Here is a 25,619-nt window from a genome sequence, read left to right as displayed (position 1 = left end):
TTCCTTGACCTGGACGCCCCGATGGTGTGGACTGTGGCCGTTATGCCTATACAGACGGGGACATTCGACGGGCTGGGAACTTCCTACGAGGAGGGGAGCACCGCCGCGCTTCTTTCGGCCATGGCCCGCAGCGCCGAGGAGCTGACCTCGGGCAAGGGGTGGCCCGAGGGGGTCAACGACCTGCTGGCCGCGCTCGGGCGGGTCACCGGTGTGAGCCGGGTGTGGATCTTCCAGACCCTGGAGCTGACGGACACGCACATCACCCAGAACTACACTTTCGAGTGGGCCGCCGCGCCCAGATACAAGCAGATCGGCATGCCCATGTTCTCCATGTTCACCAATCCCATCGACCGGCCCGGCTACCGCAGGATGATCCACAGCCGCAGGCGCGGGGAGTGGCAGAAGGTCCTGACCGGCAGGCTGGAGCCGGGCTGGCTGCGCGACAGCCAGGAGGTGCAGCGGATCAAGTCCATGCTGACCATCCCGATCATGGTCGACGACGAGTGGTGGGGCACGCTCGGGTTCGACGACTGCGAGCGGGAGTACGACTGGACCGACGCGGAGATCGCGCTGCTGCGCACCGCGGGGTACCTGATCGCCAACGCCGTGCTGCGCGACCGCCTGAGCGCCAAGCGCAAGCAGTTCGAGATATTGCGGCGGATCACGGACAGCTCGGCCTGGTCCTTCGATTTCACCACCGGCCAGCTGTGGTGCGCGGCCGAGCTGATCCACTCCGTGCCCATGCCCACCGAGAACATCAATCTTTCGCTGCGCGCGGCCCTGCGCCTGGTCCACCCCCTGGACCGGCGCGGACTGCTGGCGGCCGTGCGCGGGCACATGGCCGGGGACAAGGACGTCTTCCGCCAGGACCTGCGCCTGTTCACGGACTGCGGCGACATGCGCTGGGTGGAGCTGATCGGCAACCTGCGGCGTGGCACGGGCGGGCGGTCCGAGCAGCTGGCGGGCATCGCCGTGGACATCCGGGCGCGCAAGCAGGAGGAGGAGCGGCTGAGGGAAGAGGCGGTCACCGACCCGCTGACAGGGGTGCTCAACCGGCGGGTGTTCTGGCGCGAGTTGCAGGATCAGCTGGATCGGGGCGTGGACCGGGGCTCGCCCTTTGCCGTGCTCATTCTGGACATCGACAATTTCAAGACTCTGAACGATACCTACGGCCACCACGCGGGCGACGTGATCCTGGGCGGGTTCGCCGAGCGCTGCGTGTCGGCCGTGCGCGGCCAGGACATCATCGCCCGGCTGGGCGGCGACGAGTTCGTCATCCTCCTGCCGGGCGAGCGCTGCACGGCGGCGCGCGGCGTGGCCGAGCGCATTCTGGAGAGCGTGTCCTCCACCCCGTTCACCGTGGACGGCCGGGAACACCGGGTCACCTCCAGCATCGGCCTGTACGTCCACGACGGCGCCCTGTCCACCCCGGCCCGCGTCCTGGAGCGGGCGGACGCGGCCCTGTACCGGGCCAAACACGAGGGCCGCAACCGGCTGTCCGAAGACAGCGGCAGCTGCCCCTTCAAATAACCTCCCGCGCCGCAGGCGCATAAACGGGATGCAAGGGTGCGAACCCTATCGCTGCTGTCGCTATCTCCAAGGCTCGAGGACTCGCCTAAGAGCCAGTGCTGCCCGCCGGAGGCGAAGTCCCAACCATCGCCGCAAAGCGGCTTCCTCTACGGATTTTCCATATCAGTCCGTCACGACCGAAATATGAAATACACCGCGCCGAGTAGGCAGAGGGCGGCCCAGAGGTAGTCGAGTTTGAGGGGCTGGTGCATGTACAGCAGGCAGAAGGGGGCGAACACGGCCAGGGCGATGACCTCCTGCATGATCTTGAGCTGCGGCAGGGAGAGGGTCGTGTAGCCCAGCCGGTTGGCCGGGACCTGGATCAGGTATTCGAACAGGGCGATGCCCCAGCTGACCAGGGCGGCCACGTACCACGGGCGCTGGTTCAGCTCCTTGAGATGGGCGTACCAGGCAAAGGTCATGAACACGTTGGAGGCAGTGAGCAGCAGGGCGGTGTAAAGCGGAATCCTCATGGGCACCTCGGGGCGCGGAGTACCCGGCTGGCCGGGTCGAGCATTGGTAGGACGGAACCCCTTCGCCGTCCAGCAAAATCCGCTTGCGGCGGCAGACGCCCGCGCTCCCTAAACCCCTCGACGAACCGGCCCGGCCCATGCTACTGACCCCGAAAAAAGAGAGGGGCTTTCCGGTTTCTCCCTTTTTCTCCGCCCGGCTACCCTGACTATGTTGGTCAAGGCCATTTCCCACCGGGCGGTTTTTCCTTTGACGACCGGGAGCGTATACCATGGACAAGTACGACAAGCAGGCATTGCAGGTGGCCAAGGAAGTGGTCATCAAGTTCATCGAGGTGGGGCGCATCTCCCCCTCCAATTTCGGACAGAATTTCGACGTCATCTACAAGGACATCATGCGCACCATCACCGGCGTGACCGCCGGGGACGGCTCGCGCCAGGCGATCATCGAGGAAGAGGCCGAGTAATGGCCCGTCCCGAATGCGCGTCCCACACCGGGGCCTCCACCCATGCCGAGCACGGCAAGCGGGTGGCGGACATGTTCGGCCGCATCGCCGGATGGTACGACTTCCTGAACCACGCCCTGTCCGGGGGCCAGGACATCTACTGGCGCTACCGGCTGGCCAAGGCGGCCCGTCCCGAGCCGGGCGGCACGGTCCTGGACCTGGCCGCAGGGACCATGGACGTGTCCGTGGAGCTGCTGCGGCAATACCCCGACTGCAAGGTGGCGGCGCTGGACTTCGCCCTGCCCATGCTCGAGAACGGCAAGGCCAAGAAGCTGAAAAAGGGCCGCGAGGAGCGCATCTTTCCGGTCCAGGCCGACGGCCGGAGCCTGCCGCTGCCCGACGACTGCATGAGCGCGGCGACCATCGCCTTCGGCATCCGCAACATTTTGCCCCGGCAGGACGCCTATGCGGAGTTTCTGCGGGTGCTCAAGCCCGGCGCGCGGCTGTGCATCCTCGAGTTCGGCACCGGCTCGAAACGGGTCTGGAAGGGGTTGTACAATTTCTACCTGGACAAGGTCCTGCCGTTTCTCGGCGACCGCATCTCCGGCGATCCGGGCGCTTACCGTTATCTTGCCGAAACCATAAAGAGTTTCCCGGACGAGCGGGCCTTGGGCGAGGAACTGCTTGAAGCCGGTTTCGAGCGGGTCTACAACGTCCCCATGATGTCCGGCATCGTCTACCTGCACGTGGCCCAGGCCCCGGGCGGGCTGAAGAGCGAAGCTGCCCCGGAACCGGCAGCCCCGAAAGCGGCGGCTTCGGCAAAGAGCGCCCCGAAAGCGGCGACGGCGAAGAAGGGTACCGTTAAGAAAACGCCCGCCAAGAAGGCTGCCCCGAAAAAGAAGGCGGCCCCCAAAAAGGGCGCTCCGAAGAAAAAGGGCGCTCCGAAAAAGACGAATAAGGGTTAGTGGGCCGCAGTCCGGCGCGGCGTCGGAAAGCCTTGCCCCGCCGGGGGATTGGGCCGGGCTTTCTGGACAGCCCCTGCCTTATTGGGATAAAGAGCGGCCGAACGAGATGACGAGCAGGCCGAGGATGATGGCCGCAAGCCCGATGAAACGCAGGAATTTGGGCGGCTGGATGGCCAGCCGGGTAAGCAGCCGGGGCATCCGCTCGGCGAACAGGAAATAGGGTATGCCCTCGAAGACGAGGGCCAGTCCGATGGCGGCGATGAGAAGCGACCAGTCGATGTTCATGGGGGCCAGTAAGCCACAGAACCCGATCGGTGTCCACCCGGGGAGTCAAGGAGACACATAATGAGCATGGTTGATTTTGAGCGGTTGCAGACCAAGGAAGACGCCATTGCCGTGGTCGGGCTGGGTTATGTGGGCCTGCCGCTGGCCGTGGCCCTGGGAAGGCATTTCCGGGTGCTCGGCGTGGACGTGTCCGAAAAGCGCGTGGCCGAACTCAAGCAGCGCCTGGACCGCACCAACGAAGTGGATTTCTCCACCGTGGGCGACGACGTAGACCTGACCTTCACCGCCGACCTCAACGACCTGGAAAAGGCCCGGCTCATCCTGGTGGCCGTGCCCACGCCCATCGACGAATTTCGCACCCCGGACCTGCGCCCCGTGCGCGGGGCCTCCACCTCGGTGGGCAAGCATCTCCAGCCCGGCTCCGTGGTGGTCTACGAGTCCACGGTCTACCCCGGCCTGACCGAAGAGGTCTGCGTGCCCATCCTGGAGGCCGAGTCCGGCCTGACCTGCGGCCCGGATTTCACCGTGGGCTACTCGCCCGAGCGCATCAACCCCGGCGACAAGGTCCACCGGTTGGAGACCATCGCCAAGGTCGTGGCCGGGCAGGACGAACCCACCGGCAGGCTGCTCCAGCAGGTCTACGGCACCGTGGTCAAGGCGGGCACCCACCTGGCCCCGAACATCCGCACGGCCGAGGCCGCCAAGGTCATCGAGAACACCCAGCGCGATCTGAACATCGCGCTCATGAACGAGCTGGCCCTGATCTTCGAGCAGATGGGCATCGACACCCTGGACGTGCTCGAGGCCGCCGGCACCAAATGGAATTTCCTGCCGTTTCGGCCCGGCCTGGTGGGCGGCCACTGCATCGGCGTGGACCCGTACTACCTGACCTTCAAGGCCCAGGCCCTGGGGTTGCACCCCCACGTCATCCTGGCCGGCCGAGAGATCAACGACAACATGGGCAAGTACATCGCCGAGGCGACCATCAAGCGGCTGATCAAGAACGACTGCAAGATCATGGGCGCGCGCGTGGGCGTGCTCGGCCTGACCTTCAAGGAGAACGTGCCCGACCTGCGCAATACCCGCGTGGTGGACATCCTGGCCGAGCTTGACGACTACGGCGTGGAGGTGCTGGTGCACGACGCCGAGGCCGACCATGAGGAGGCCGAGCTTGAGCTGGGCGTGTCCCTGTGCTCCCTCGACGAGCTGCGCGACCTGGACGCGCTGATCCTGGCCGTCCCGCACGCGGCTTATAAGGACATTGCCGTGAGCGAGCTGAAGGGCTGGTTCGCCGACCCGGCCAGGGCCCTGGTGGTGGACGTGAAGGGATTTTTCGACCGGGCCGAGCTTGAGGCCGAATCCGTCGCCTGCTGGCGGCTGTAGGTTCTTGTGCTCCTGGTCCTGACCGCAACGGCCAACGAGATGCGGGCCGCCTTCCCGGAAGCGCCCGCCGTGGGCCAGGGCGAGACGGCCGAATACGAGGTCGGCGGCCGGACCGTGCTCCTGGGCGTGACCGGCGTGGGGCTGCTGAACACGGGCTTGCGCACCGGGCAGTGGCTGGTGCGTCCGGACGTTGACGGGGTGGTCGATCTCGGCATTGCCGGGGGGTATGATTTGGGCGAGACGCCCATGGGCTCCACCTGCTACGCGTGGCAGGAGACCTGGCCGGAATACGGCCTGCTGGACGAGCTCGGCGCGGCCGATCCCAAGGGGCTGGGCTTTGCTCAGGCCGAGACGGGCGGCGGCAGGATCTGGAACCGGCTCAAGCTGTTTCCGGTGCGCGACGCTGCGGAAATGGGCCTGACCCTGGACGGCGGATGGATGCGCGTCGCCGGTGTGACCGTGTCCGGCGTGACCGGGACCCCTGAACGGGCGGGCTGGTTGAAGATCGCCTGCAACGGGCAGATGGAGAACATGGAGGGGTTTGCGGCCGCCTATGCCGCCACCCTGCGCGGGCTCCCTTTCCTGGAGGTGCGGACCATCTCCAACCTGGTGGGTTCCCGTGAACCCGGCGACTGGAATCTGAAGGGCGCATTGAGGTCGCTTCACAACGCGGCGGCCACCCTGTTTGCCGCGTAATACGGGGCTTGCCCCGCAACCCGCAACCTGACATAGTACATATTTATGGACGAACTTCTGCGCTTCTTTCAACGGGAACTTCCCGGAATAAATGCTTTTCTCGACCGCGAGGCCGACCAGCTCAACGGGCTGGTCCGCGACGTCGCCAAGTACATCATCGGGTCCGGGGGCAAACGCATCCGGCCCATGCTCACGCTCCTGTTCGCCCGCTCGCTCGGCTACGGCAAGGACGACTACCACGCCATCGCCAGCGCCCTGGAACTGCTTCACTCCGCCACCCTGCTGCACGACGACTACCTGGACGACGCCGAACTGCGGCGCGGCCGGGACGCGGCCCATCTGGTCTTCGGCCGGACCGAGACCATCCTGGCGGGCGACGCCCTGCTCGCCCTGGCCAACGAGATGGGCGCGCGCTACGGCAATCCGCGCCTGTCCTGGCTGCTGGCCAAGGGCATCATGGAGACCGCCGCGGGCGAGATCGAGGAGATCGAATTTTCGCGCAATCCGTCCCTGGATCGCGAGACCTACATGCGCATCATCATCGGCAAGACCGCGCGGCTCATCGAGTGCGCCTGCCGGTGCGGCGCGGCCCTGGCCGGGAGCACCCCGGAGCAGGAGGACGCGGCCGGCGAGTTCGGCCTGAACCTGGGCATCGCCTTCCAGCTGGTGGACGACGCCCTGGACTACGCCTCGCCCACGTCCGAGACGGGCAAGCCCGAGGGCGGCGACCTCAAGGAGGGCAAGGTCACCCTGCCGCTCATCCTGCTCATGGAGGAGGGCGACGGGGCAGGTGCCGAGGCCCTGCTGGAGGCCCTGAAGGACGGAGGGTTGAGCGACGCCCAGGCCGCCGACGTCCTGGACCAGGTCCGGGAGGGGGGCTATTCGGACAAGACCAGGGAGGAGGCCGCCCTGTACGTGGAAAAGGCCAAGGCGTGCCTGGACGGGTTCGCGCCCGGCGAAGAGCTGGTCGTGCTCAAGCAGGCAGCGGATTTTGTATTGACCCGAACCAAGTGATTTTCAGGGCCGGTCATCCGCGAGGGAAGGCCGGCCCTACAGCTTTTCATTCCGAGAGGAGAGGCCAGATATGCTTTGTCGTGTGATCGTTGGATTGAAGGAAGGCGTCCGGGACGTGCTGGGCGAAAGGGTCGCCCGCAAGATCAAGAGTGAACTCGGCATGGACGTGCGCGACGTGCGCATCGTCAACGTGTTCACCGTGGAGGGCGCGACCAGGGAGCAGGTGGACCTGGTCCTGGAGCGGGCCGCGCTGCACGACCCGGTCCTGCACGAGGTCTCGCTTAAGCCCCTGGCGCGGGACTTCGACTGGATCATCGAGGTCGGTTTCCGGCCCGGCGTGACCGACAACGAGGGCCGCACCGCCCGCGAGACCATGGGCGTGGTCCTGGGACTGTCCAAGGGCGAGCGCGAGGGGATCAAGGTCTACACCTCGCGCCAGTACCTCATCCAGGCCGACATGGACGACGCGGACGCGCGCCACATCGCCAAGGACCTCTTGGCCAACGAATTGATCCAGCGCTTCGAGTACAAGTCCGCGGCCCAGTGGGCCGAGAATCCCGGCTTCGAGGCCAAGGCCGCCCGGGTCACGGGCCAGGCCTCGGACGAGGTCGCCATCATCCCCCTGTCGGCCATGTCCGACGACGAACTGATGGACTTTTCCCGGGCCAATACCCTGGCCCTGTCGCTGAGGGAGCTGCACGACATCCGCGCCTATTTCGCCGACCCGGCGGTGGTGGCCGAGCGCGCGAAGATCGGCCTGTCCGCCGATCCCACGGACGCCGAGATCGAGGTCCTGGCCCAGACCTGGTCCGAGCACTGCAAGCACAAGATTTTCTCCGCCAAGATCGAGTACGAGAACACCGAGACCGGCAAGACCGTCGAGTACTCCAGCCTGTACAAGACCTTCATCCAGGGCTCGACCAAGCAGATCCGCCAGCGCAACGCGGCCTCCCGCGAGGGCGGCGACTACTGCCTGTCCGTGTTCAAGGACAACGCGGGCGTGATCAAGTTCTCCGAGTCCATCAACGTCTGCGTCAAGATGGAGACCCACAACTCCCCGTCCGCGCTCGATCCCTACGGCGGGGCCCTGACCGGCATCGTCGGCGTCAACCGCGACCCCATGGGCACGGGCATGGGCGCGAACCTCTTGTGCAACACCGACGTCTTCTGCTTCGCCTCCCCGTTCCACGAGGGCGAGCTGCCGCCCCGGCTGCTGCACCCGCGCCGCGTGTTCGAGGGCGTGCGCGAGGGCGTGGAGCACGGCGGCAACAAGTCCGGCATCCCCACGGTGAACGGGTCCATCGTCTTTGACGAGCGCTACCTGGGCAAGCCCCTGGTCTACTGCGGCACCATCGGGACCATGCCGGTCACGGTGTCCGGCCACCCGTCCTATGAAAAGTGCGCCCTGCCCGGCGACGTTATCGTCATGTCCGGCGGCCGCATCGGCGCGGACGGCATCCACGGCGCGACCTTCTCGTCCGAGGAGCTGCACGAGGGCTCCCCGGCCACGGCGGTCCAGATCGGCGACCCCATCACCCAGCGCAAGATGTACGACTTTCTCATGCGCGCACGCGACCTCGGGCTGTACCACGCCATCACCGACAACGGGGCGGGCGGCCTGTCCTCCTCCGTGGGCGAGATGGCCGAGGATTCCGGCGGGTTCGACATGGACCTGAAGAAGGCCCCGCTCAAGTACGACGGGCTGCGTCCGTGGGAGATCCTCATCTCCGAGGCTCAGGAGCGCATGACCATGGCCGTGCCCGCCGACAAGCTCGACGAGTTCATGCGGTTGTCCGACGAGATGGACGTGGAGTCCACCGCGCTCGGCACCTTCACCGACTCGGGTAAGTACCTGGTGCGCTATGGCGACAAGCTGGTCACCTGCCTGGATATGGATTTCCTGCACAACGGCGTGCCCCAGATGGAACTCAAGGCCGTCTGGAAGCGGCCCGAGATCGCCCAGGACGCCGTGCCCGTGGCCGACGACCAAGACGGCCTGCTCAAGGCCATGCTCGGGCGGCTGAACATCTGCTCCAAGGAGTACGTGGTCCGGCAGTACGACCACGAGGTCCAGGGCAAGTCCGCGGTCAAGCCCATGGTCGGCGTCAAGGCCGACGGCCCGTCCGACGCGGGCGTCATCCGGCCTGAATATGGCTCCGACAAGGGGCTGGTGGTTTCCCACGGCATCTGCCCGCAGTTCTCGGACTACGACACCTACTGGATGATGGCCAACGCCATCGACGAGGCCGTGCGCAACGCGGTGGCCGTGGGCGGCGACGTCTCCTACATGGCCGGTGTGGACAACTTCTGCTGGTGCGACCCGGTCCAGTCCGAGTCCACCCCGGACGGCCACTATAAGTTGGCCCAGCTGGTCCGCGCCAACCAGGCCCTGGCCCATTTCTGCCTCGGCTTCGGCGTGCCCTGCGTGTCCGGCAAGGACTCCATGAAGAACGACTACAAGGGCGGGGGCCGCAAGATTTCCATTCCGCCCACCGTGCTCTTCTCGATCATCGGCGTCATCCCGGACGTGAACAAGTGCCTGACCTCGGACTTCAAGAAGCCGGGCGATGCGATCTACGTGCTCGGCCTGACCAAACCCGAGATGGGCGGCAGCGAGATCGCCGACCAGCTCGGCTTCTCCGACGCCCGCGTGCCCCAGGTGGATCTGCTGACCGCAAAGAAACGCTACGAGACCGTGTTCGCGGCCTCCCAGGCCGGGCTGATCACCGCCTGTCACGACTGCTCGGACGGCGGCCTGGGCGTGGCCCTGGCCGAGATGTGCGTGGGCGGACGGCTGGGCGCGGACGTGGACCTGGACAAGGTGCCCGCCTGCGGCGAGCTCAACCTGACCGGCCTGCTGTACGCCGAATCCGCCAGCCGCCTGGTGGTCTCCGTGGCCCCGGCCGACTGCGAGCGGTTCGAGGCCCTGTTCGCCGGACAGGCCTGCGCCCGCATCGGCAAGGTCTCGGAATCTCCCGCCCTGAACGCCACCCTGTCCGGGCGCAAGGTCCTGGACTCGAACGTGGAGGACCTGGCCCGCGCCTTCAAGGAGACCCTGGCCTGGTAAATTGAGCGAACAGAACACAATCCCCTACGTCAAGCCTTTACCAAAAGTGAATAAGTCTCTATGGTGACGGCATATTTGGCTCTGCCGGGTTGAGGGTGCCCGGCTGGTTGCGGCGCTTGGCCTTATAGCTATGGGGGTTGGTTCATGTTGAATAGATCGTTTTGGATCAAGGGCTGCTGCGCGTTTTCGCTGGCAGCCCTTGTCGTATCCGTTGCCTGGACGGGTACGGGCCGGACGGAATCCGGCCAATACGTCGGTTCCGAAGCGTGCAGCGAATGTCACGAGAAGGAATACGGCAATTACAAGAAATTCGCGAAGAAGGCCCACTCCGGGGATTCCGTCAAGATCATGATGGACGACCTGACCAAGGAGGAGCTGGCCGAATGCTACGGCTGCCACATGACCGGATACGGCAAGCCGGGCGGGTTCGTCAGCTTCGAGAAGACCCCGAACATGGCCGAGGCCGGGTGCGAGGTCTGTCACGGGCCGGGCTACGACCATGTCGAGTCCGGGGGCGACACGGACCTGATCAAGAGGAATTTGAGTCTGGACGACTGTGCTGTGTGCCACAACCCCGAGCGGGTTTCGGCCTTTGACTTCAAGCCGCTGTTGTTCGGCGGGGCGCATTAGGAGGCCGGCATGGACAATTTCATCACGCGCTCCCTGGGCGTCAAGCTCATCCTGTTGTCGTCCCTGCTGACCATCCTGGCCTTTGCCGGGTTGTTCGCCTACAGCTCCCTGTCCACAAAAGATCATACGCTCCAGGAAGTGGCAATCGCCGCCGAACGGGTGGCGGACATGCTCTACATCGCCATTGAGGACCCCATGTCCAAGGGCGACAACGAGGGCACCGAACTCAAGTTCCTGCAGATGTCAGAGCGCTATCCGGACATCAAGGTCTACCTGACCGACTACAAGGGCGAGATCACTTATTCCACCGTGACCGAGGCCGAGCGCCAGAAGATATTCGATGTACGCCCCGAGGCCGGGCTGCCCGAGCTGGTGGCCAAGGGGCTCGACGAGAAACTGGCCGAGGGCAAGCTTGAGGACATCGACGGCAAGCGCCATTTCGTCGAGGTCAAGTCCATTGAAAACAATCCGTTCTGCTACCACTGCCACGGTCGGAGCCATGATATCCTCGGCTCCATGGTCGTGGCCATCGACGTCAGCCCGCAGTACAACGCGCTGCTTGAGAACCAGCTCAAGTCCGCGGGCATCTCGGTGCTCGGCGTCCTGGCCCTGCTGACCGCGCTGATCATCTTTATGCGCAAGGCCATCGTCAACCGCATCACCTCCATCGCGGCCACGGCCGAGGACGTGGCGGGCGGTAACCTGGACGCCCGGTTCGAAGTGGCCGGGACCGACGAGCTCGGCTCCCTGTCCCGCTACCTCGGGGCCATGGTCGGCCAGATCAAGAACCAGCTCGAATACAATCAGAGCGTGCTCAGCGGCATCGTGGTCCCCCTGTTCGTGACCGACGACAAGCAGAAGCTGCAATTCGTCAACCCGCCCCTGCAGGCCATCCTCGACCTGGGCGAAGAAGAGCTCAAGGGCCGTCCCGTGTCCGAGGTCTTCGCCTGCGAGTCCGATGACGGCTCCACCTGCAACGCGGGCGACGTCATCACGTCGGGCGAGCCGCTCAACGGACGCTTTCATTTCACGCGCGTGGACGGCACCACCTTCCCGCTCCTGTTCGAGGCCTCCCCCCTCAAGGACGCCGAGGGCGACACCGTGGGCGTCATCTGCGTGCTCATCGACCTGACGCGAGAGGAAGAGGACAGGAGGAACATCGAACAGCAGCGCCAGAACCTCCTGGAGGTGGCCAACGAGGTCACCGAGGTGGCCAACAAGCTCAACGAGGCCTCCAACATCCTGTCCACCCAGATGGACCAGTTGGCCAACGGGGTGGACACCTCGGCCAACGAGACCAGTCAGGTGGCCACGGCCATGGAGGAGATGAACGCCACGGTGCTGGAGGTGGCCCGAAACGCCTCCGAGACCGCCGAGGCCTCGGACCAGGCCAACAAGGTGGCCGCCTCGGGCGGCGTGGTGGTGGGCAAGACCGTGGAGGAGATCAACTCCGTGGCCGCCATCACCGAGAACCTTGCCAAGGCCCTGGCCGCCTTGTCCAGCCGGGCCGAGAACATCGGCCAGGTCATGGCCGTGATCAACGACATCGCGGACCAGACCAACCTGCTGGCGCTCAACGCGGCCATCGAGGCGGCCCGCGCGGGCGAGGCCGGACGAGGCTTCGCCGTGGTCGCGGACGAGGTCCGCAAGTTGGCCGAGAAGACCATGGACGCCACCAAGGAGGTCGAGGGGGCCATCTCCCTGATCCAGCAGTCCACCAGCAACGTGGTCAAGGAGATGGACACGGCCAAGAAGCGGGTCCTGAACACCTCGGACATGGCCCGGGAGGCGGGCGGCGTGCTCGACGAGATCGTCAAGCATTCCAACTCCATCGCCGACATGGTCAACGGCATCGCCACGGCGGCGGAGCAGCAGTCCTCCACCTCGGACGAGATCAACACCCGCGTGACCCAGATCAACAACCTCTCCCAGGAAGTCCTGGCCGGCATCCGCAAGTCCAACCAGGGCATCCAGGAGGTTTCGGAACTGGCCGGTAAGCTGGCCGGTCTGGTGGCCAAGTTCCGCGACTAGCGGCAAGACAATCCCGAAGGCCCGGCTCCGGCCGGGCCTTTTTGCGTCGGCAGAAGGCCGCGCGGACCGCTGCAAGTGATGCGGTTATTCTGTAAATACGGGCCACTATGGCATAGCCTGTCGGCCTGTTTGCAGTAAATCCGATTCTGGTATAATGAGCCATACATTCCGCTGGCGGCGATTCCCCTTGACAAAGCCGAACTGGGGGAATAGTAATTGTTATCAAATATGGAGGACGTCCATGGCTCAAGAGATGGGTTTCAGGCTTTCCAAACAGCGGAAAGTGATTTTGGAAGAGTTGCGCAAGGTCAAGTCGCATCCCACGGCGGATGAGGTCTACGACATGGTGCGCAAGATCATCCCCAGGATCAGCCTGGGCACGGTCTACCGCAACCTCGAGTTCCTGTCGTCCAAGGGGCTGGTGCTCAAACTGGGCGCCCCCGGCGAGCAGAAGCGCTTTGACGGCACTCCTGAGCCGCATCCCCATATCCGCTGCGAGGTCTGCACCGCCGTGGCCGACGTGGAGTGCGAGATCGATATCCCGGTCATCCCGGAGAGCTGCACCAGCGGCTACAAGATCCTGACCACCAACGTGGAGTTCGTGGGCATCTGCCCCAAGTGCCAGGCCGCGCGGCAGTAAATTTCGGAAAATAGCCGTTCGCACGGCTCAAAGCCGGTTGCCCCTGGGGGCAACCGGCTTTATTTATGGTGAAATCATTGCCCTATCCGCTTGACAGTCGGATGCATCCTATGTAGTAACTATTCTCAAGTTGAGTGTAACCCGGAGTTTTGCCGGGAGAAAAAAATGACCGAAGAATAAAAACCCGCACCATTTCACATAAAGATACGACAATGAGCGTAATATTGTGTAAGGTGCGTGGTGAATCGGAAAACCAAGGATAGATTCCATAAGGAGGAACCATGTCACTGAAAGGGACCCAGACTGAGAAGAACCTGATGTACGCTTTCACCGGCGAGTCCCAGGCTCGCAACAAATATACCTATTTCGCCAGCGTGGCCAAGAAGGAAGGCTACGTGCAGATCTCCAAGATTTTCGAGGAGACCGCCGGGCATGAGAAGGAACACGCCAAGCGGCTGTTCAAGTTCCTTGAGGGCGGCACCGCCGAGGTGACCGGTTCCTTTCCCGCCGGGGTCATCGGCACCACGCTCGAGAACCTCTACGCCGCCGCCGAGGGCGAGCATGAGGAAAACACCGACATGTACCCCGGCTTCGCCAAAGTGGCCCGCCAGGAGGGCTTCAACGAGATCGCCGCGGTCATGGAGAACATCGCCGTGGCCGAGCGCTACCACGAGGAGCGCTACAGGGCGCTGATCAAGAACATCGAGACCGACCACGTCTTCGTCAAGGAAGAGGAAGTGGTCTGGCGCTGCCAGAACTGCGGCTACAACCACAGGGGCTCCACCGCTCCCGTGAAATGCCCGGCCTGCGACCATCCCCAGGCCCATTTCGAACTCAAAGACACCAACTGGTAAACATAATCTCAACTCATCCTTAAGGAGGATTCGACATGGCTATCAAACTGGGCGAAGTGTACAAGTGTAATGTTTGCGGTAATATCGTCATGGCCATTCACGAAGGCGGCGGCGACCTGGTCTGCTGCGGCGAGGATATGGTTCAGATGACCGAAAACACCGTTGACGCCGCCAAGGAAAAGCACGTCCCCGTCATCGAGAAGGACGGCGACAAGGTCACCGTCAAGGTCGGTTCCGTGGCCCATCCCATGGAGGAAAAGCACTACATCGAATGGATCGAGCTCCAGGTGGGCGACAAGGTCCTGACCAAGATGCTCAAGCCCGGCGACAAGCCCGAGGCCGAATTCTGCATCTGCGGCCTGTCCGGCGACCTCAAGGCCCGCGAGTACTGCAACCTGCACGGCCTGTGGGCCGCCACCGCGTAGGCGAATCCGGTGGAAGGGGCCCGCGAGGGACCCGCACGCACATCACGGGGGGCGGGCTGCAAGGCCCGCCCCTTTTCATCCCAGGAGGGAGCCATGGCCCTGCCCGAAGAGATGTACCAATGCCAGACCGTCAATTGCGGCTATATCTACAATCCGGACAAGGGCGACCGGAAGGGGAAGATCCCCAAGGATACCCGATTCGAAGACCTGCCGGACGACTGGCGCTGCCCCATCTGCGGCGGCACCAAGAAGTGCTTCCGGCCCCTGGTGGGACCGGGCTCCACCAAATCCGATTGTGAATTACCTGTAGAAACCGATACCGAAAAGTTGACAGCGGCAGCCGCTGCTGCGAATATGGGCGACCAAAAGGAGACTGATCCCATGCAGAAATACGTCTGTGAGATTTGTGGCTATGTGTACGATCCGGCCCAGGGCGATTCCGATTCCGACATCCCGGCCGGGACCAAGTTCGAGGATCTGCCCGACGACTGGACCTGCCCTGTCTGCGGTGCGGACAAGGACAGCTTCGTACCCGAGGATTAATTTTCGGCCCGTCTGCGGGCAGGGAGCGCGCACCCCGGTACGCGCTCCTTTTTTTACCATGGCGGTTGAGTAACCGCTCAATGTGGAGAAGACAATGAGACCTGTTGAAATCAAGGAAGGCATTTTCTGGCTCGGCGCCGTCGACTGGAACCGTCGCGACTTCCACGGCTATTCCAAGGCGCACAAGGGAACCACCTACAACAATTTTCTGATCGTGGATGAGAAGGTGACCCTGATCGACACCGTGGCCGAGGAGTTCTGGGGCACGTTGCAGTGCAACATCGCCCAGGTGCTCGGCGACCGCAAGATCGACTACGTGGTGGCCAACCACCTCGAGCCCGACCACGCCGGCTGCCTGGCCAAGGTCGTGGAGAAATACCAGCCCGAGAAGATCTTCACTTCCCCCATGGGCCAGAAAGCCATGAAGGCTCACTTCAAGTACGAGGACTGGCCTGTCGAGGTCACCCCCACCGGCACCGATCTTTCCATCGGCAAGCGGACCCTCTCGTTCCTCGAGACTCGCATGCTCCACTGGCCCGATTCCATGCTGACCTACTGCCCGGAGGAGAAGCTCGCCTTCACCAACGACGCTTTCGGCCAGAACTGGGCCACGTCCGAGCGCTGGGCCGACGAGGTGGACCGCTACCGTCTGGAAGAGCTCATGGCCAACTACTACGCCAACATCGTGCTGCCGTACTCCCCGGTGGTCCTCAAGACCCTGGCGACCATCAAGGAGATGGGGCTGGAGATCGAGACCATCTGCCCGGACCACGGCCTGATGTTCCGTGGCGACGACTGCGCCTGGGCCATCGAGAAGTACCAGGCCTACGCCGAGCAGAAGCCCAAAAACAAGGCGGTCATCGTCTACGACACCATGTGGCACTCCACCGAGAAGATGGCCGAGGCCGTGGCCTGCGGCCTGGCCGACGAGGGCGTTTCCGTGCGCCTGATGTGCATGAAGAACAACCACCACTCCGACGTCATGGCCGAGGTCTTCGACGCCGCCGCGGTCATCGTCGGTTCGCCGACCCACAACAACGGCATCCTGCCGCTCATGGCCGACATGCTGACCTACATGAAGGGTCTGCGTCCCCAGAACAAGATCGGCTCCGCAGTGGGCTCCTTCGGCTGGTCCGGCGAATGCGTCAAGGTCCTGACCCAGTGGCTCGAGGACATGAACATGGAGATCGTGGAACCGGTCAAGAACCAGTTTATCCCGGATCACGAGGTCCTCAACAAATGCTATGAGCAGGGTAAAACCATCGCCGCAGCGATTAAAGCTAAGTTGTAGCGGCCAGCTCCTGAGAGACAAAAAAAAGCCCCGCCATTAATTGGCGGGGCTTTTTTTTGTCTCTCAGGAGCTGGCAGGTGGGCGGCTTCCGATAGCGGGCCATCTGCACATTTTTTCCGGGGGCTTCCATCCTCACGTAGACAGCTACGCTGCGGTGAAAGCCCCCGGAAGAAAATGCACAGCTGACCCACTCTCGAAAGCCTTGTGCTAGCACGGGGGAGAGAGCCGCTGTCGGGTGCTACGCACCCGAATCGCTCCAAAGAGGAAGGCAGGGGCCTTCGCTTCAAGGATGCACCGGAGGGTATTGGTACGTTTGGCATTCCGCGAAGCGGCACCAAAAAGTTTCGGAAAGGATGGGGATCCGGGGGAAGGGGAAGGAAAAGCCCTTTTCAAAGGGTTTTCCTTCCCCTTCCCCCGGCCGCCGGAGGCGTCTTATTTACCGGCCTTGGTCAGGAAGCGGTCGAGGTGGTTGGTGAATTGTTGTTTGTCTTTGGGGCCGAGGGGGGCGGGGCCGCCGGGGGCGAGGTCGGCGGAGCGCAGTTCCTCCATGAGGTTGCGCATGCGCAGCAGGCCCTTGACGTTGTCTTCGGTGTAGAGTTCGCCGCGCGGGTTGAGGCCGGTGGCGCCCTTGGTCACGATAGCGTCGGCCAGGGGAATGTCGGCGGTGACGACCAGGTCGCCGGGGTTGACGCGGCGGGCGATCTCGTCATCGGCCACGTTGAAGCCCGCGCCCACGACGATGGTGTCGATGAGCGGGTACGGCGGCACCCGAAGCGGCGTGTTGGCCACCAGGGTCAGCGGGATTTGGCGGCGCTGGGCGGCCTTGAACAGGATTTCCTTGATGGCGTTGGGGCAGGCGTCGGCGTCCACCCAGATGCGCAGGGCCATGGTCAATTCTCCTGTCCGAGGATTTCCTTGACCCTGCCGACCTGGCCGTCGGCCAGGCGGACCTTGATACCGTGCGGGTGGGTGGGCGACTTGGTCAGCAGGTTGGCGACCGTGCCCTCGGTCAGTTTTCCGGTGCGCTGGTCTTTCTTGAGCACGATGTTGACGCGCTGACCGGGGCGCACGTCCTTGCGGTTTCTTCCGTCCATGTCTGGTTTCCTTCGGTGGATCACGGGTTTTCGGGAGTCCGCATCATGCGGGTCCGGGCCCGGTTTGTCCAGCCGCTACATGGGGATCTCAGCGTTGTCCCGGGTCTGGGTGCCGGTCATGTTCCGCAGCCGGGTCAGGTATTCGGCACTGAAGTCGACGGACAGCTCCACCCACAGCGGCAGATGGTCGCTGATCTGGAAGGTCCGCCAGGTCTTGAGATAGTAGTCCTTGAGCGCGTCGGCGTCGGCCAGCAGGGCGGTCAGCTTGGCGATGCGCTTGTCCTGGTCAGAGACGTCCCTGGACTTGGCCAGACGCAGGGCGCGCTCGGTCCGGGCCTTGTCGAGCTGACACTGGACAGTGGCCTCGACGGCCTGCCGGTAGTCCGGAAACTGGTCCTCGTTCATGACCGCGGAGAGCACGTCCAGGACGCCCTGGTTTCGGGCGGAGCGGGTCTGGCGGACCGTGCCCTTGCGCGGCAGCCAGGATATCTGGTCGTAGAACCGGGTCTTGTCCGCGTTGGAGCCCACGTTGTTCTGGGCGGCCTGAAAGCCGTTGCGGATCAGCGCGTTGCCCGAGGGATCGCCCATCTCGTCGATGTTGAAATCGCCCACCAGGATGTAGCTGCACGGCTCCTTTTCGGCGCGGGCCGCGATGTTGGCGGCCACGGCGTCGATCTCGGCCACGCGCCGGGCGTACTCCGGGGTGCCCTGGCTCTCCTTGCCGAAATAGATGTGTACCGTGGTGAACAGGAAGCGGAACCAGCCCGCCTGGAACTCGCAGCCGAATGGCGAGCGCGAGGGCTGCATGCGCTTGTCGCCGTGTGCGATCAGGTCCTTGATAGGCAGGACCATCTCCCCGGCCACGCCTTTGAAGCGGACCTTGGCCTTGTTGTAGATGAACCCGAGCCTCTCGCGGTTGCCGCCGTCCTGTTCGGCCACGTCGGTGACCACGTAATCCCAGCCCGGGCCGAGCAGGCGCATGACCTGCTTGAGCGGGCCGAGGTCGCGGCAGATCTCCTGCACGGCCAGGACGTCGAAGGCCGAGACGACCTCGGCGATGAAGTACAGGGACTCCTTGATGCGCGGGCCGTGGCCGAACCGGTTGTCGTCGAAGTTGCGGATGTTCCAGGTGCCGAGCACCAGGGTGTCGTGCAGGGTGGAGCCGGGCATGTTGTCGCGGACCAGCCCGCGCAGGGCGCGCAGCCCGTCCACGGTGCGGCGGCGCATGTCGGCGGTTTCAAACTTCAGCGGCCAGTAGTTGATCATCTCGCCCCCCTTGGCAAAGGTGGCCGCCCGAACGATTCAAGGCGGCGGGTATCACCTTGTCTGTATCCGGGAACCGGGGCCAGGGCAACCGGGGACGCAAAATTTAATGAGCACGCGGCAGGCGTGTTGGGAGCGGGAGCTTGAAGTGGGGCGAGAGCGCGGCAGGAGCGGTTCCTGCTAAGGCTTTCGGGCGAAGCACATGGATGTCGAAGAGACCGATTCGGCTAGGTCGCCTTCCTCGAGAATCATGTGGTTGCGGATGTGGCGCAGGGTATCCTGCCGTTGTTCGAGGCCCTGGACCGAATCCAGCCCCTTGGCCTCGGACCGGATGTAATCGAAGACGAGGAGCCCGCCGCTCTTGAGTTTCGAGATTAGGTGCTTGAGCGTCACGAGCGGGCTGTGCAGGTGCTCGAAGACGGTCAGGACGATGATCATGTCGAACCGGCCGTCCAGGTCGTGCAGCGGGTCTTCGTAGTGTTCGGGCGCTATCAGGTGGACGGCTTCGACGTTCTCATCGCGGGCGAAGCGGTGCCTGGCGTAATGGAAAGGAAAGTTCTCGATATCCGACAACACCCAGTTGGCCTTCTTGTGCTGATAAAAATGGCGATAGGTGTTGTAGGCCGGGGCCATGGCGCACCCGAATTCGAGCACCCTGTCGTGCCTGTTGATGCGTTCGCACACGGCGCGGAATTTCAGAGGGTTGAGCGCGTTGTTGTAGACCAGGGTGAATGTCTGGGCCAGCAGGCAGGGGTCCTTCCAGGCGTTCGAATGTTCACATCGCGTCTGTAGCGTGTATTCGTCGGCGTTCCGCTGCTTGACCCTGTAGTGTTGGAGGAGGAAGTGAAAGTCCGTTACCCGCATCGGCCTGCAACCCAGGACGCCGACCCAGTAGTCGTTGAAGTCCGTCAGCCAGTCGCCGAGGAGGTCGTTCGCCACCAGGGCTTCGTGAAGATTGAGCGCATGCAGTGCCTTGAACCACTGCAGCTTGAGGAAATCCCGGAAAATGGTGGAGCGGTCGGGCATCTTGGCCACCCCGCCCAACCAGCGGTCCTGTTCGGTGTAGGATGCGGATATGTCCAGCTTGACGTTGAAAAACGCATCGCTCCCGTCAAGGTGCACGGCCCTGTATGTGTCGACAGCCTGTTTGGCTGCGACATTGCCGGGTTCGGCAGCGTGGTAGATGTTGGTCTTGAACGACAGTCTCAGGAATTTCTTCCAGGTGCGCAAGGTGGCAATCACGTTCGAATGGAAATAGTGCTCCCCGACAACGACATGGATCGTCGAAGGCCTGAGCGTCAGGATGTTGTAGAAAAGGTTCGCGTTGTGGACGGAGATCTTGCGCAAGTCGTGCAAAGGAATGTCCGCATTGCGGAATCGGTCGAAGTAGTCCTTTTTGACGAAGAGGTGGCAGCGGCTTTCCGGATTCGAGGCCATGATCTCGGCAACAGCCTTTTCCACGTGATGAATGGGGGCCGTGCCTAGGATGAATTCTCTCATGGGATCGTTCCGATTGTTGTGGGGGGGGCTGCCGGGTATGTGACTATAACAGGTAAGTTTTTTTACATGCAATCTCTTGGCGAGGCAACGTAAATCGGTGCAAGGCCTGCTCCGGCCACGGCGGTACGCCGGATAGGGGCAAGCCGGACGGCGCACGCGCGAAAAGAGCGGCCGGGGCCGCGCGGGAAAAGGGAGAGCGGAAGGTTACTGCCAGGCGCCCTTGCGGAAGCTGAATATCTGGCGGTTGGGGATCACGGTCACCGGGGTGAACTCGGCCTTTTGGCAGGCGGAAGGCGATTCGCCCTTTGCCTCCATGACCAGTTCGCAGAAGCTCATGACCCCGACAAAGGGCACGGTCTTGGACGAGGAGCGGCGGACCTTGGTGACGATGGAGTCCATGTCGATGGCGTGGTAGCGGGCCAGATAGGAGCCGTCGGCCTGCTTGGTGATCTGCATGCGGGAGCGGGCCAGACGGTGGTTGCGGTCCAGGGATTTGGCCCTGACCCTGGCGAACTTGCTGAAGTCCGCGTTCTTGGAGACCAGTCCCTCGTCGAGGTAGAGGGGCATGTTCTTGGTGTTGATCTTGGCGCTGGCGTCGCCCGGGGAGATGGAGGCCAGATCCTGGGCCAGGGAGGCCTGTTCGGTGGCCGCAAAAAAAGCCCCGGTCAGAAACACGGCCAAAAAGGCATAAGCGAAAAATTTGTGCATGGCTTTGAATCCTTCCAACCAGAGCAGGAGGTTGGGCGGCGGAGTGCCGCCCAACCTGGATTCCGTATACTCTTACTTGGTCTGGATTTCAACCCTGCGGTTGAGCTTGCGGCCTTCCTTGGTGGCGTTGTCGTACTTGGGCGACATTTCGCCGTAGCCCTTGGCCTCCAGGCGGCTGGCGTTGATGCCGTTGTCGGTCAGCCACTTCATGACGGAGTTGGCGCGGCGCTCGGACAATCCCTGGTTGTAGGCCTCGGTACCGGTGGAGTCGGTGTGTCCCGAGATCTCGTAGGTGGCGGCCGGGTCTTCGTCCAGGATCATCTTGGCCTGTTCCAGCACCGGGATCATCTCGTCGGTGATCTGGTACTTGTCGAAGCCGAAGTTCAGGTTGAAGGAGACCACTTCCTTGGCCGGGGCCGGAGCCATGGCCGGAGCCGGGGCCGGAGCGGGTTCGGCCACGTCGGCGTAGAAGACGTCCTTGGCGTACTTGTTCAGGGCGGTGGCGTCGGTGAAGGTCGCGCCGTCGGCGGGCACGGTGCAGGGGAAGGCGGCGCGGATGCCGTCGACCACGGCCTGGCCCTCGGGGGAGTCGGCGTAGCTGACCACGTGGACGCAGAGGTTGGAGCCGTACTTGGCGTACAGATTCTTGGCCTCGGCCACCGGGTCGGAGCCGTAGTTGGACTCGCCGTCGGTGAAGATGATCAGCGCGGTCTTGCCGGACATCTTGCCCAGGACCGGGTTGATGTCGTCAAGGCCGGTGCCCATGGGGGTGCGGCGGTTGAAGATCTGGTAATCCGAGTCGATGCCGTTGACCGCTGCGGCCACGTTGGCGTCGGAGTACGCCTTGGGGGCGCACCGCACTTCGAACGGGGCGAACAGGAGCACAGCCGAATTGTAGTCGAGGGAAGGGATGGCGGCATTCAGGGCCAGCATGTCGCTTTTGGCCTTTTCAATTTTCTTGACGCCGTCGGCGTTGCGCATGGCCATGGAGCCGGATTGGTCGACGAAGAAGATGAAGTTATCGACTTTCTTGACCATCTTGGCGTTGGCGGTTGCGGCAAACGCGAAGGAGAAAGTCAACATCGCAGCCAGCATGAATAACAACAGTTTTCTAGATTGTGTCATGATCTCACTCCTTTAGAGATTATTGGCAAACTTTGGATCACCGCATCAGGGGGACCTGTTATCATTGTATACGCAAAACAGGGGTACCCCGCAAGTGCGCACGTACAGTATGGTATCATAAAGCCTGTGACTGTCCAGGGAAACAGCCGGTACTTGCGGTTGCGTCCCGCCCTTGAACACAGTATGTAGAAGCGTTTACGCCCCTGGGCGTCACAGAGGCATCAAGGAGTAGCCATGTATATAGTCACCGGCGGCGCGGGTTTCATCGGCAGCGCCATGGTCTGGAAGCTCAACCAGATGGGCATTGACGACATCCTCGTGGTGGACAATTTGTCCACCAGCGAGAAGTGGAACAACCTCGTCGGGTTGAAATACCAGGATTACCTGCACCGGGACCAGTTCCTCAAGTTCATCCTCGAGGGCGACGACCCGTTCGAGACCGAGGCGGTCGTGCACATGGGCGCCTGCTCCTCGACCACCGAGCTGGACGCGGACTTCCTCATGGAGAACAACTACCGCTACACGCAGTACGTCTGCCGATTCTGCATGGCCCACGACGCGCGGTTCATCAACGCCTCGTCCGCGGCCACCTACGGCAACGGCGAGTTCGGCTTCGACGATGACGAGGACGGCATCGACAAGCTGCGTCCCCTGAACATGTACGGCTACTCCAAGCAGCTCTTCGACCTGTGGGCCAAGGACGCGGGGCTGCTCGACAAAATCGTCTCGCTGAAGTTCTTCAACGTCTTCGGGCCCAACGAGTACCACAAGGACGACATGAAGTCGGTCATCTGCAAGGCCCACTCCCAGATCCTCGAGACCGGAAAGCTCAAGCTGTTCAAATCCTACCGCGAAGAGTACCCCCACGGCGGCCAGAAGCGCGACTTCGTCTACATCAAGGACTGCGTGGACATCATGGCCTGGTTTCTGGAGAACCGCGACAAGGGCGGCATCTTCAACATCGGTACGGGAACTGCAAGGACCTGGAATGACTTGGCGAATGCCGTGTTTTCCGCCATGAACCGCGAGCCGGACATCGAATATATCCCGATGCCCGAGGCGATTCGCGATAAGTACCAGTACTTTACCCAGGCGAACATGGACAAGCTCAAGGCTGCGGGCTGCACCGTCAAAATGACGAGCCTGGAGGATGGGGCCAGGGATTACGTCCAAAATTACTTGGACAAGGACGACAGGTACCTCCGGTCCCGGTAGCCGAAGGACGATTTTTTGAAACGCAAGCTTTCACGCATATCGCTGGCCTTCGGGGCGCTTCTCGTCCTGTCGCTGTGCCTGCCGTGGACGATCATCGGCAAGTCGCCCGACCCGAACAAGGTCAGGAAGTACGTGCCGGACGCGCCCGTGCAGACGCCCGCCCAGGACGAATGGACGTTCTCGGCGGACCGCGTGGTGGGCGACCACACCAGCGAGTACGTGGAGGCCTTCGGCAACGTCTCCCTGAGCCTGGGCGAGGACCAGCTGCGCGCCGACTTCGCGCGCTACTACCAGACCACGGGCTGGGTCTTTCTCAAGGGCAACATCCGGGCCCACTGGGGCGGCGACTTCCTCCAGGCGGACGAGGGCGAGTTCGATCTGAACAACATGACCGGCTGGCTCAAGAACGGCAAGCTGTTCATGGCCAAGCCGCACATCTACGTGGAGGCCGAGCGGGTGGGCAAGTCCGTGGGCGACTCCTACACCTTCAAGAACGCCAAGGTGACCGCCTGCTCCGGGGAACGGCCCGCCTGGTCCGTGACCAGCGAGGAGGGCGACATCAGCCTGGACGGCCGCGTGCGCCTGTACCACTCAGCCTTCCGGATCAAGGACGTCCCGGTCTTCTATTGGCCGTACATGGCCCTGCCCGGCCGGGGCCCCCGGCAGAGCGGCTTCCTGATGCCGTACATGGCCAGCTCGAACAAGCTCGGCCTGCAGGTCAACCTGCCGTACTACTGGGTCATCAACGACGAGATGGACGCCACCTTCTACCAGAACTACATGAGCCGGCGCGGCTACATGCAGGGCGTGGAGTTCCGGCACACCGAGGACGCCTCGTCGCGTGGGATGTGGCAGGCGGATTTTCTGAACGACAACATCCGGGCGTCCAAAGAGTCCGACGAGTGGAAGGACTACCGGGGCGACGGCCTGACCCGGAAGAACCGCGACCGCTGGTGGGTGCGCGGCAAGTACGACGGCTGGTTGGGCAGCCCGCAGTGGAAGATCAAGGTCGATCTCGACCTGGTCTCGGACCAGAACTATCTGCGCGAGTTCCAGGACGGTCCCAACGGATACGACAAGACCCGCGAGGAGTTCCTGGACGTGTTCGGCCGCGACATCGAGAACAAGGACTCCCTGCACCGGCTGAACAAGCTGTACGTCAGCCGGAGCTGGGACCGGTTCGGCGTGGTCGGCCTGACCCAGTACGACCAGAACCTGGCCTATAGAAACGGCAACAACCCGAGCAGCGAGGACCCGACCGTCCAGATCCTGCCCGAGCTCAACGCCTACGCCTGGCAGCAGTCCCTGGGCGCCGGGTTCGAAGGGTCCCTGGACGCCAAATACGACTATTTCCACCGCGAGTACGGCGACGCGGGCCACCGCGCGATCATCTCGCCCGAGTTGAAATATCCCATGAAGAGCCGCTACGTGACGCTCATCCCCTCGGTCTCCATGCAGGAGACCGCCTATTCCCTGACCAGCCGCGAAAACGTGGGCAACATGACGGTGGTCGGCACGGGCGGACGCGACGAGAACATCGACACCTCCAAGATCAAGGACGGCTTCCAGACCCGGACCACCTGGACCGGCGGGTTCACGGCCTTTTCGGAGATGACCCGGACGTTTGATCTGGCCGAGTTGCCCAAGGCGGACCAGAGCCTGGCCGGGACGTCGCGCTGGACCCGGCTGAAGAATTCGATCATCCCCCGGGTGGAGTACACCTATACCAACCGCCCCACCGGCCAGGACAAGCTTCCGTATTTCGACACCGACGACCGGCAGGACGGCCGCAACGCGGTGACCTATTCCCTGACCAGCGTGCTGGACCGCCGCCGCGACAGCGTGGTCCTGTCGCCCGGCTCGGACGGCGAGCCCGTGGCCCGGGTGGCCAAGGACTACCTCGACTTCCTGCTCTTCAGGGTGGAGCAGTCCTACGACATCCGCGAGGCCCAGCGCACGGACGAACGCGACCGCTACGAGCGCCGGCCGTTCTCGGACATCATGACCGAGCTGAAGATCAAGCCCGCCAACTTCGTGGACATCCTGACCCGCTACTGGTTCTCTCCCTACAAGGGCGACATGACCCAGACCGAGAACTCCATCCGCTTCTACAAGGACGGCCTGGGCGAGATCACCGTGGGCTACGACTTCCTGCAGAGCCTGGACGAGTACAAACGCACCCGCGACGACGACGTGTCCGCGCTCAAGCTCGGGGGCAAGTGGAACATCAACGACACCTTTGCCCTGGAAGCCCTGTACCGCCACGATTTCATCAGCGAGCGGGACCTGGAGCGGACCATCACCCTGGACTGGGCCGCCGAGTGCTACACCCTGCATTTCACCTACAGCCAGCGGCCCAACGACAACCGCTTCTCGGTCGGCTTCGACCTGCTCAACTTCTAGGG

The 25,619-nt window shown here is 63.3% G+C and carries 24 protein-coding genes and 1 pseudogene; 17 read left to right on the top strand and 8 right to left on the bottom strand.

The window, feature by feature from the left end; translation table 11 throughout:
* Positions 1 to 42: 42 nt before the first annotated feature.
* Positions 43 to 1,530 (top strand): sensor domain-containing diguanylate cyclase, encoded by a 1,488-nt coding sequence (locus tag ACR42D_RS16925; protein ID WP_484567956.1) that lies wholly within the window; start codon positions 43 to 45, stop codon positions 1,528 to 1,530.
* A gap of 170 nt (positions 1,531 to 1,700) precedes the next feature.
* Here ACR42D_RS16925 and ACR42D_RS16920 read toward each other — a convergent pair whose 3' ends face one another.
* A complete protein-coding gene (locus ACR42D_RS16920; RefSeq protein ID WP_484567955.1) occupies positions 1,701 to 2,042 on the bottom strand; it encodes a DMT family protein in 342 nt (113 codons plus the stop codon).
* 269 nt (positions 2,043 to 2,311) lie between these two features.
* Here ACR42D_RS16920 and ACR42D_RS16915 point away from each other — a divergent pair, with 269 nt between their 5' ends.
* Both ACR42D_RS16915 and ACR42D_RS16910 read left to right on the top strand, forming a co-directional pair.
* Complete coding sequence (locus tag ACR42D_RS16915; RefSeq protein WP_484567954.1) at positions 2,312 to 2,506, top strand: hypothetical protein; 195 nt, start codon at positions 2,312 to 2,314, stop codon at positions 2,504 to 2,506.
* A complete protein-coding gene (locus ACR42D_RS16910; protein WP_484567953.1) occupies positions 2,506 to 3,450 on the top strand; it encodes a ubiquinone/menaquinone biosynthesis methyltransferase in 945 nt (314 codons plus the stop codon). Before ACR42D_RS16915 ends, ACR42D_RS16910 begins: the two co-directional genes overlap by 1 nt.
* Positions 3,451 to 3,528: 78 nt before the next feature.
* Here the strand turns inward: ACR42D_RS16910 and ACR42D_RS16905 are convergent, their stop codons facing one another.
* A complete protein-coding gene (locus ACR42D_RS16905) occupies positions 3,529 to 3,735 on the bottom strand; it encodes a DUF2065 domain-containing protein (RefSeq protein WP_319583189.1) in 207 nt (68 codons plus the stop codon).
* A gap of 60 nt (positions 3,736 to 3,795) precedes the next feature.
* Here ACR42D_RS16905 and ACR42D_RS16900 point away from each other — a divergent pair, with 60 nt between their 5' ends.
* The 12 genes and pseudogenes from ACR42D_RS16900 (at position 3,796) to ACR42D_RS16845 (ending at position 16,309) form a co-directional block, all read left to right on the top strand.
* Positions 3,796 to 5,118 (top strand): nucleotide sugar dehydrogenase, encoded by a 1,323-nt coding sequence (locus ACR42D_RS16900; RefSeq protein ID WP_484567952.1) that lies wholly within the window; start codon positions 3,796 to 3,798, stop codon positions 5,116 to 5,118.
* A 6-nt stretch (positions 5,119 to 5,124) separates the two neighbouring features.
* Positions 5,125 to 5,814: a futalosine hydrolase gene (gene mqnB, locus ACR42D_RS16895; RefSeq protein WP_484567951.1), complete on the top strand. Its 690-nt coding sequence runs from the start codon at positions 5,125 to 5,127 to the stop codon at positions 5,812 to 5,814.
* A 45-nt stretch (positions 5,815 to 5,859) separates the two neighbouring features.
* Positions 5,860 to 6,828, top strand: coding sequence for a polyprenyl synthetase family protein (locus ACR42D_RS16890; protein WP_484567950.1), 969 nt, complete (start codon positions 5,860 to 5,862; stop codon positions 6,826 to 6,828).
* A 70-nt stretch (positions 6,829 to 6,898) separates the two neighbouring features.
* Positions 6,899 to 9,895 carry a phosphoribosylformylglycinamidine synthase subunit PurS gene (locus tag ACR42D_RS16885; RefSeq protein WP_484567949.1) on the top strand — a complete coding sequence of 999 codons (2,997 nt, stop codon included), beginning with the start codon at positions 6,899 to 6,901 and terminating at the stop codon, positions 9,893 to 9,895.
* 144 nt (positions 9,896 to 10,039) lie between these two features.
* Positions 10,040 to 10,525, top strand: a complete 486-nt coding sequence (locus ACR42D_RS16880) for a cytochrome c family protein (protein ID WP_484567948.1) — start codon at positions 10,040 to 10,042, stop codon at positions 10,523 to 10,525.
* A 9-nt stretch (positions 10,526 to 10,534) separates the two neighbouring features.
* Positions 10,535 to 12,556 (top strand): methyl-accepting chemotaxis protein, encoded by a 2,022-nt coding sequence (locus ACR42D_RS16875; RefSeq protein WP_484567947.1) that lies wholly within the window; start codon positions 10,535 to 10,537, stop codon positions 12,554 to 12,556.
* A gap of 241 nt (positions 12,557 to 12,797) precedes the next feature.
* Positions 12,798 to 13,196, top strand: a complete 399-nt coding sequence (locus ACR42D_RS16870; RefSeq protein ID WP_484567946.1) for a Fur family transcriptional regulator — start codon at positions 12,798 to 12,800, stop codon at positions 13,194 to 13,196.
* A 281-nt stretch (positions 13,197 to 13,477) separates the two neighbouring features.
* The gene (rbr, locus tag ACR42D_RS16865) at positions 13,478 to 14,050 is read left to right on the top strand and encodes a rubrerythrin (RefSeq protein WP_484567945.1); all 573 of its coding nucleotides are present in this window, start codon (positions 13,478 to 13,480) and stop codon (positions 14,048 to 14,050) included.
* Between the two features lie 35 nt (positions 14,051 to 14,085).
* Positions 14,086 to 14,475, top strand: a complete 390-nt coding sequence (locus tag ACR42D_RS16860; protein ID WP_484567944.1) for a desulfoferrodoxin — start codon at positions 14,086 to 14,088, stop codon at positions 14,473 to 14,475.
* Positions 14,476 to 14,568: 93 nt separating this feature from the next.
* Positions 14,569 to 14,781 (top strand): annotated as a pseudogene (locus tag ACR42D_RS16855) (rubredoxin); the annotation flags it as partial.
* Between the two features lie 48 nt (positions 14,782 to 14,829).
* Positions 14,830 to 15,018, top strand: a complete 189-nt coding sequence (rd, locus tag ACR42D_RS16850) for a rubredoxin (protein WP_484568481.1) — start codon at positions 14,830 to 14,832, stop codon at positions 15,016 to 15,018.
* A gap of 94 nt (positions 15,019 to 15,112) precedes the next feature.
* Positions 15,113 to 16,309: an FprA family A-type flavoprotein gene (locus ACR42D_RS16845; RefSeq protein ID WP_484567943.1), complete on the top strand. Its 1,197-nt coding sequence runs from the start codon at positions 15,113 to 15,115 to the stop codon at positions 16,307 to 16,309.
* Between the two features lie 432 nt (positions 16,310 to 16,741).
* On the opposite strand, the gene ACR42D_RS16840 is transcribed toward ACR42D_RS16845, so the two are convergent.
* From ACR42D_RS16840 to ACR42D_RS16815, 6 genes are all read right to left on the bottom strand, one after another.
* Positions 16,742 to 17,191: a YaiI/YqxD family protein gene (locus tag ACR42D_RS16840; protein WP_484568480.1), complete on the bottom strand. Its 450-nt coding sequence runs from the start codon at positions 17,189 to 17,191 to the stop codon at positions 16,742 to 16,744.
* Between the two features lie 8 nt (positions 17,192 to 17,199).
* A complete protein-coding gene (locus ACR42D_RS16835) occupies positions 17,200 to 17,403 on the bottom strand; it encodes a YwbE family protein (RefSeq protein ID WP_484567942.1) in 204 nt (67 codons plus the stop codon).
* A gap of 75 nt (positions 17,404 to 17,478) precedes the next feature.
* The gene (locus tag ACR42D_RS16830) at positions 17,479 to 18,669 is read right to left on the bottom strand and encodes an endonuclease/exonuclease/phosphatase family protein (protein ID WP_484567941.1); all 1,191 of its coding nucleotides are present in this window, start codon (positions 18,667 to 18,669) and stop codon (positions 17,479 to 17,481) included.
* 177 nt (positions 18,670 to 18,846) lie between these two features.
* Complete coding sequence (locus ACR42D_RS16825; RefSeq protein ID WP_484567940.1) at positions 18,847 to 20,166, bottom strand: class I SAM-dependent methyltransferase; 1,320 nt, start codon at positions 20,164 to 20,166, stop codon at positions 18,847 to 18,849.
* A gap of 204 nt (positions 20,167 to 20,370) precedes the next feature.
* Positions 20,371 to 20,874 carry a hypothetical protein gene (locus ACR42D_RS16820; RefSeq protein ID WP_484567939.1) on the bottom strand — a complete coding sequence of 168 codons (504 nt, stop codon included), beginning with the start codon at positions 20,872 to 20,874 and terminating at the stop codon, positions 20,371 to 20,373.
* A gap of 72 nt (positions 20,875 to 20,946) precedes the next feature.
* Positions 20,947 to 21,999: an OmpA family protein gene (locus ACR42D_RS16815; RefSeq protein ID WP_484567938.1), complete on the bottom strand. Its 1,053-nt coding sequence runs from the start codon at positions 21,997 to 21,999 to the stop codon at positions 20,947 to 20,949.
* Between the two features lie 234 nt (positions 22,000 to 22,233).
* On the opposite strand from ACR42D_RS16815, the gene rfaD reads away from it, so the two are divergent.
* Entirely contained in the window at positions 22,234 to 23,214 is a 981-nt protein-coding gene (gene rfaD, locus ACR42D_RS16810; RefSeq protein WP_484567937.1) for an ADP-glyceromanno-heptose 6-epimerase, read from the top strand.
* 15 nt (positions 23,215 to 23,229) lie between these two features.
* On the top strand, positions 23,230 to 25,617 hold the full coding sequence (locus ACR42D_RS16805; RefSeq protein ID WP_484567936.1) for an LPS-assembly protein LptD: 2,388 nt from the start codon (positions 23,230 to 23,232) through the stop codon (positions 25,615 to 25,617).
* Positions 25,618 to 25,619 lie beyond the last annotated feature (2 nt).

Origin of the sequence: Pseudodesulfovibrio sp. lm2024 (genome assembly GCF_051175575.1) — a bacterium.
Lineage (GTDB): Bacteria > Desulfobacterota > Desulfovibrionia > Desulfovibrionales > Desulfovibrionaceae > Pseudodesulfovibrio > Pseudodesulfovibrio caledoniensis.
This window is presented reverse-complemented; position numbering and strand designations above follow the sequence as displayed.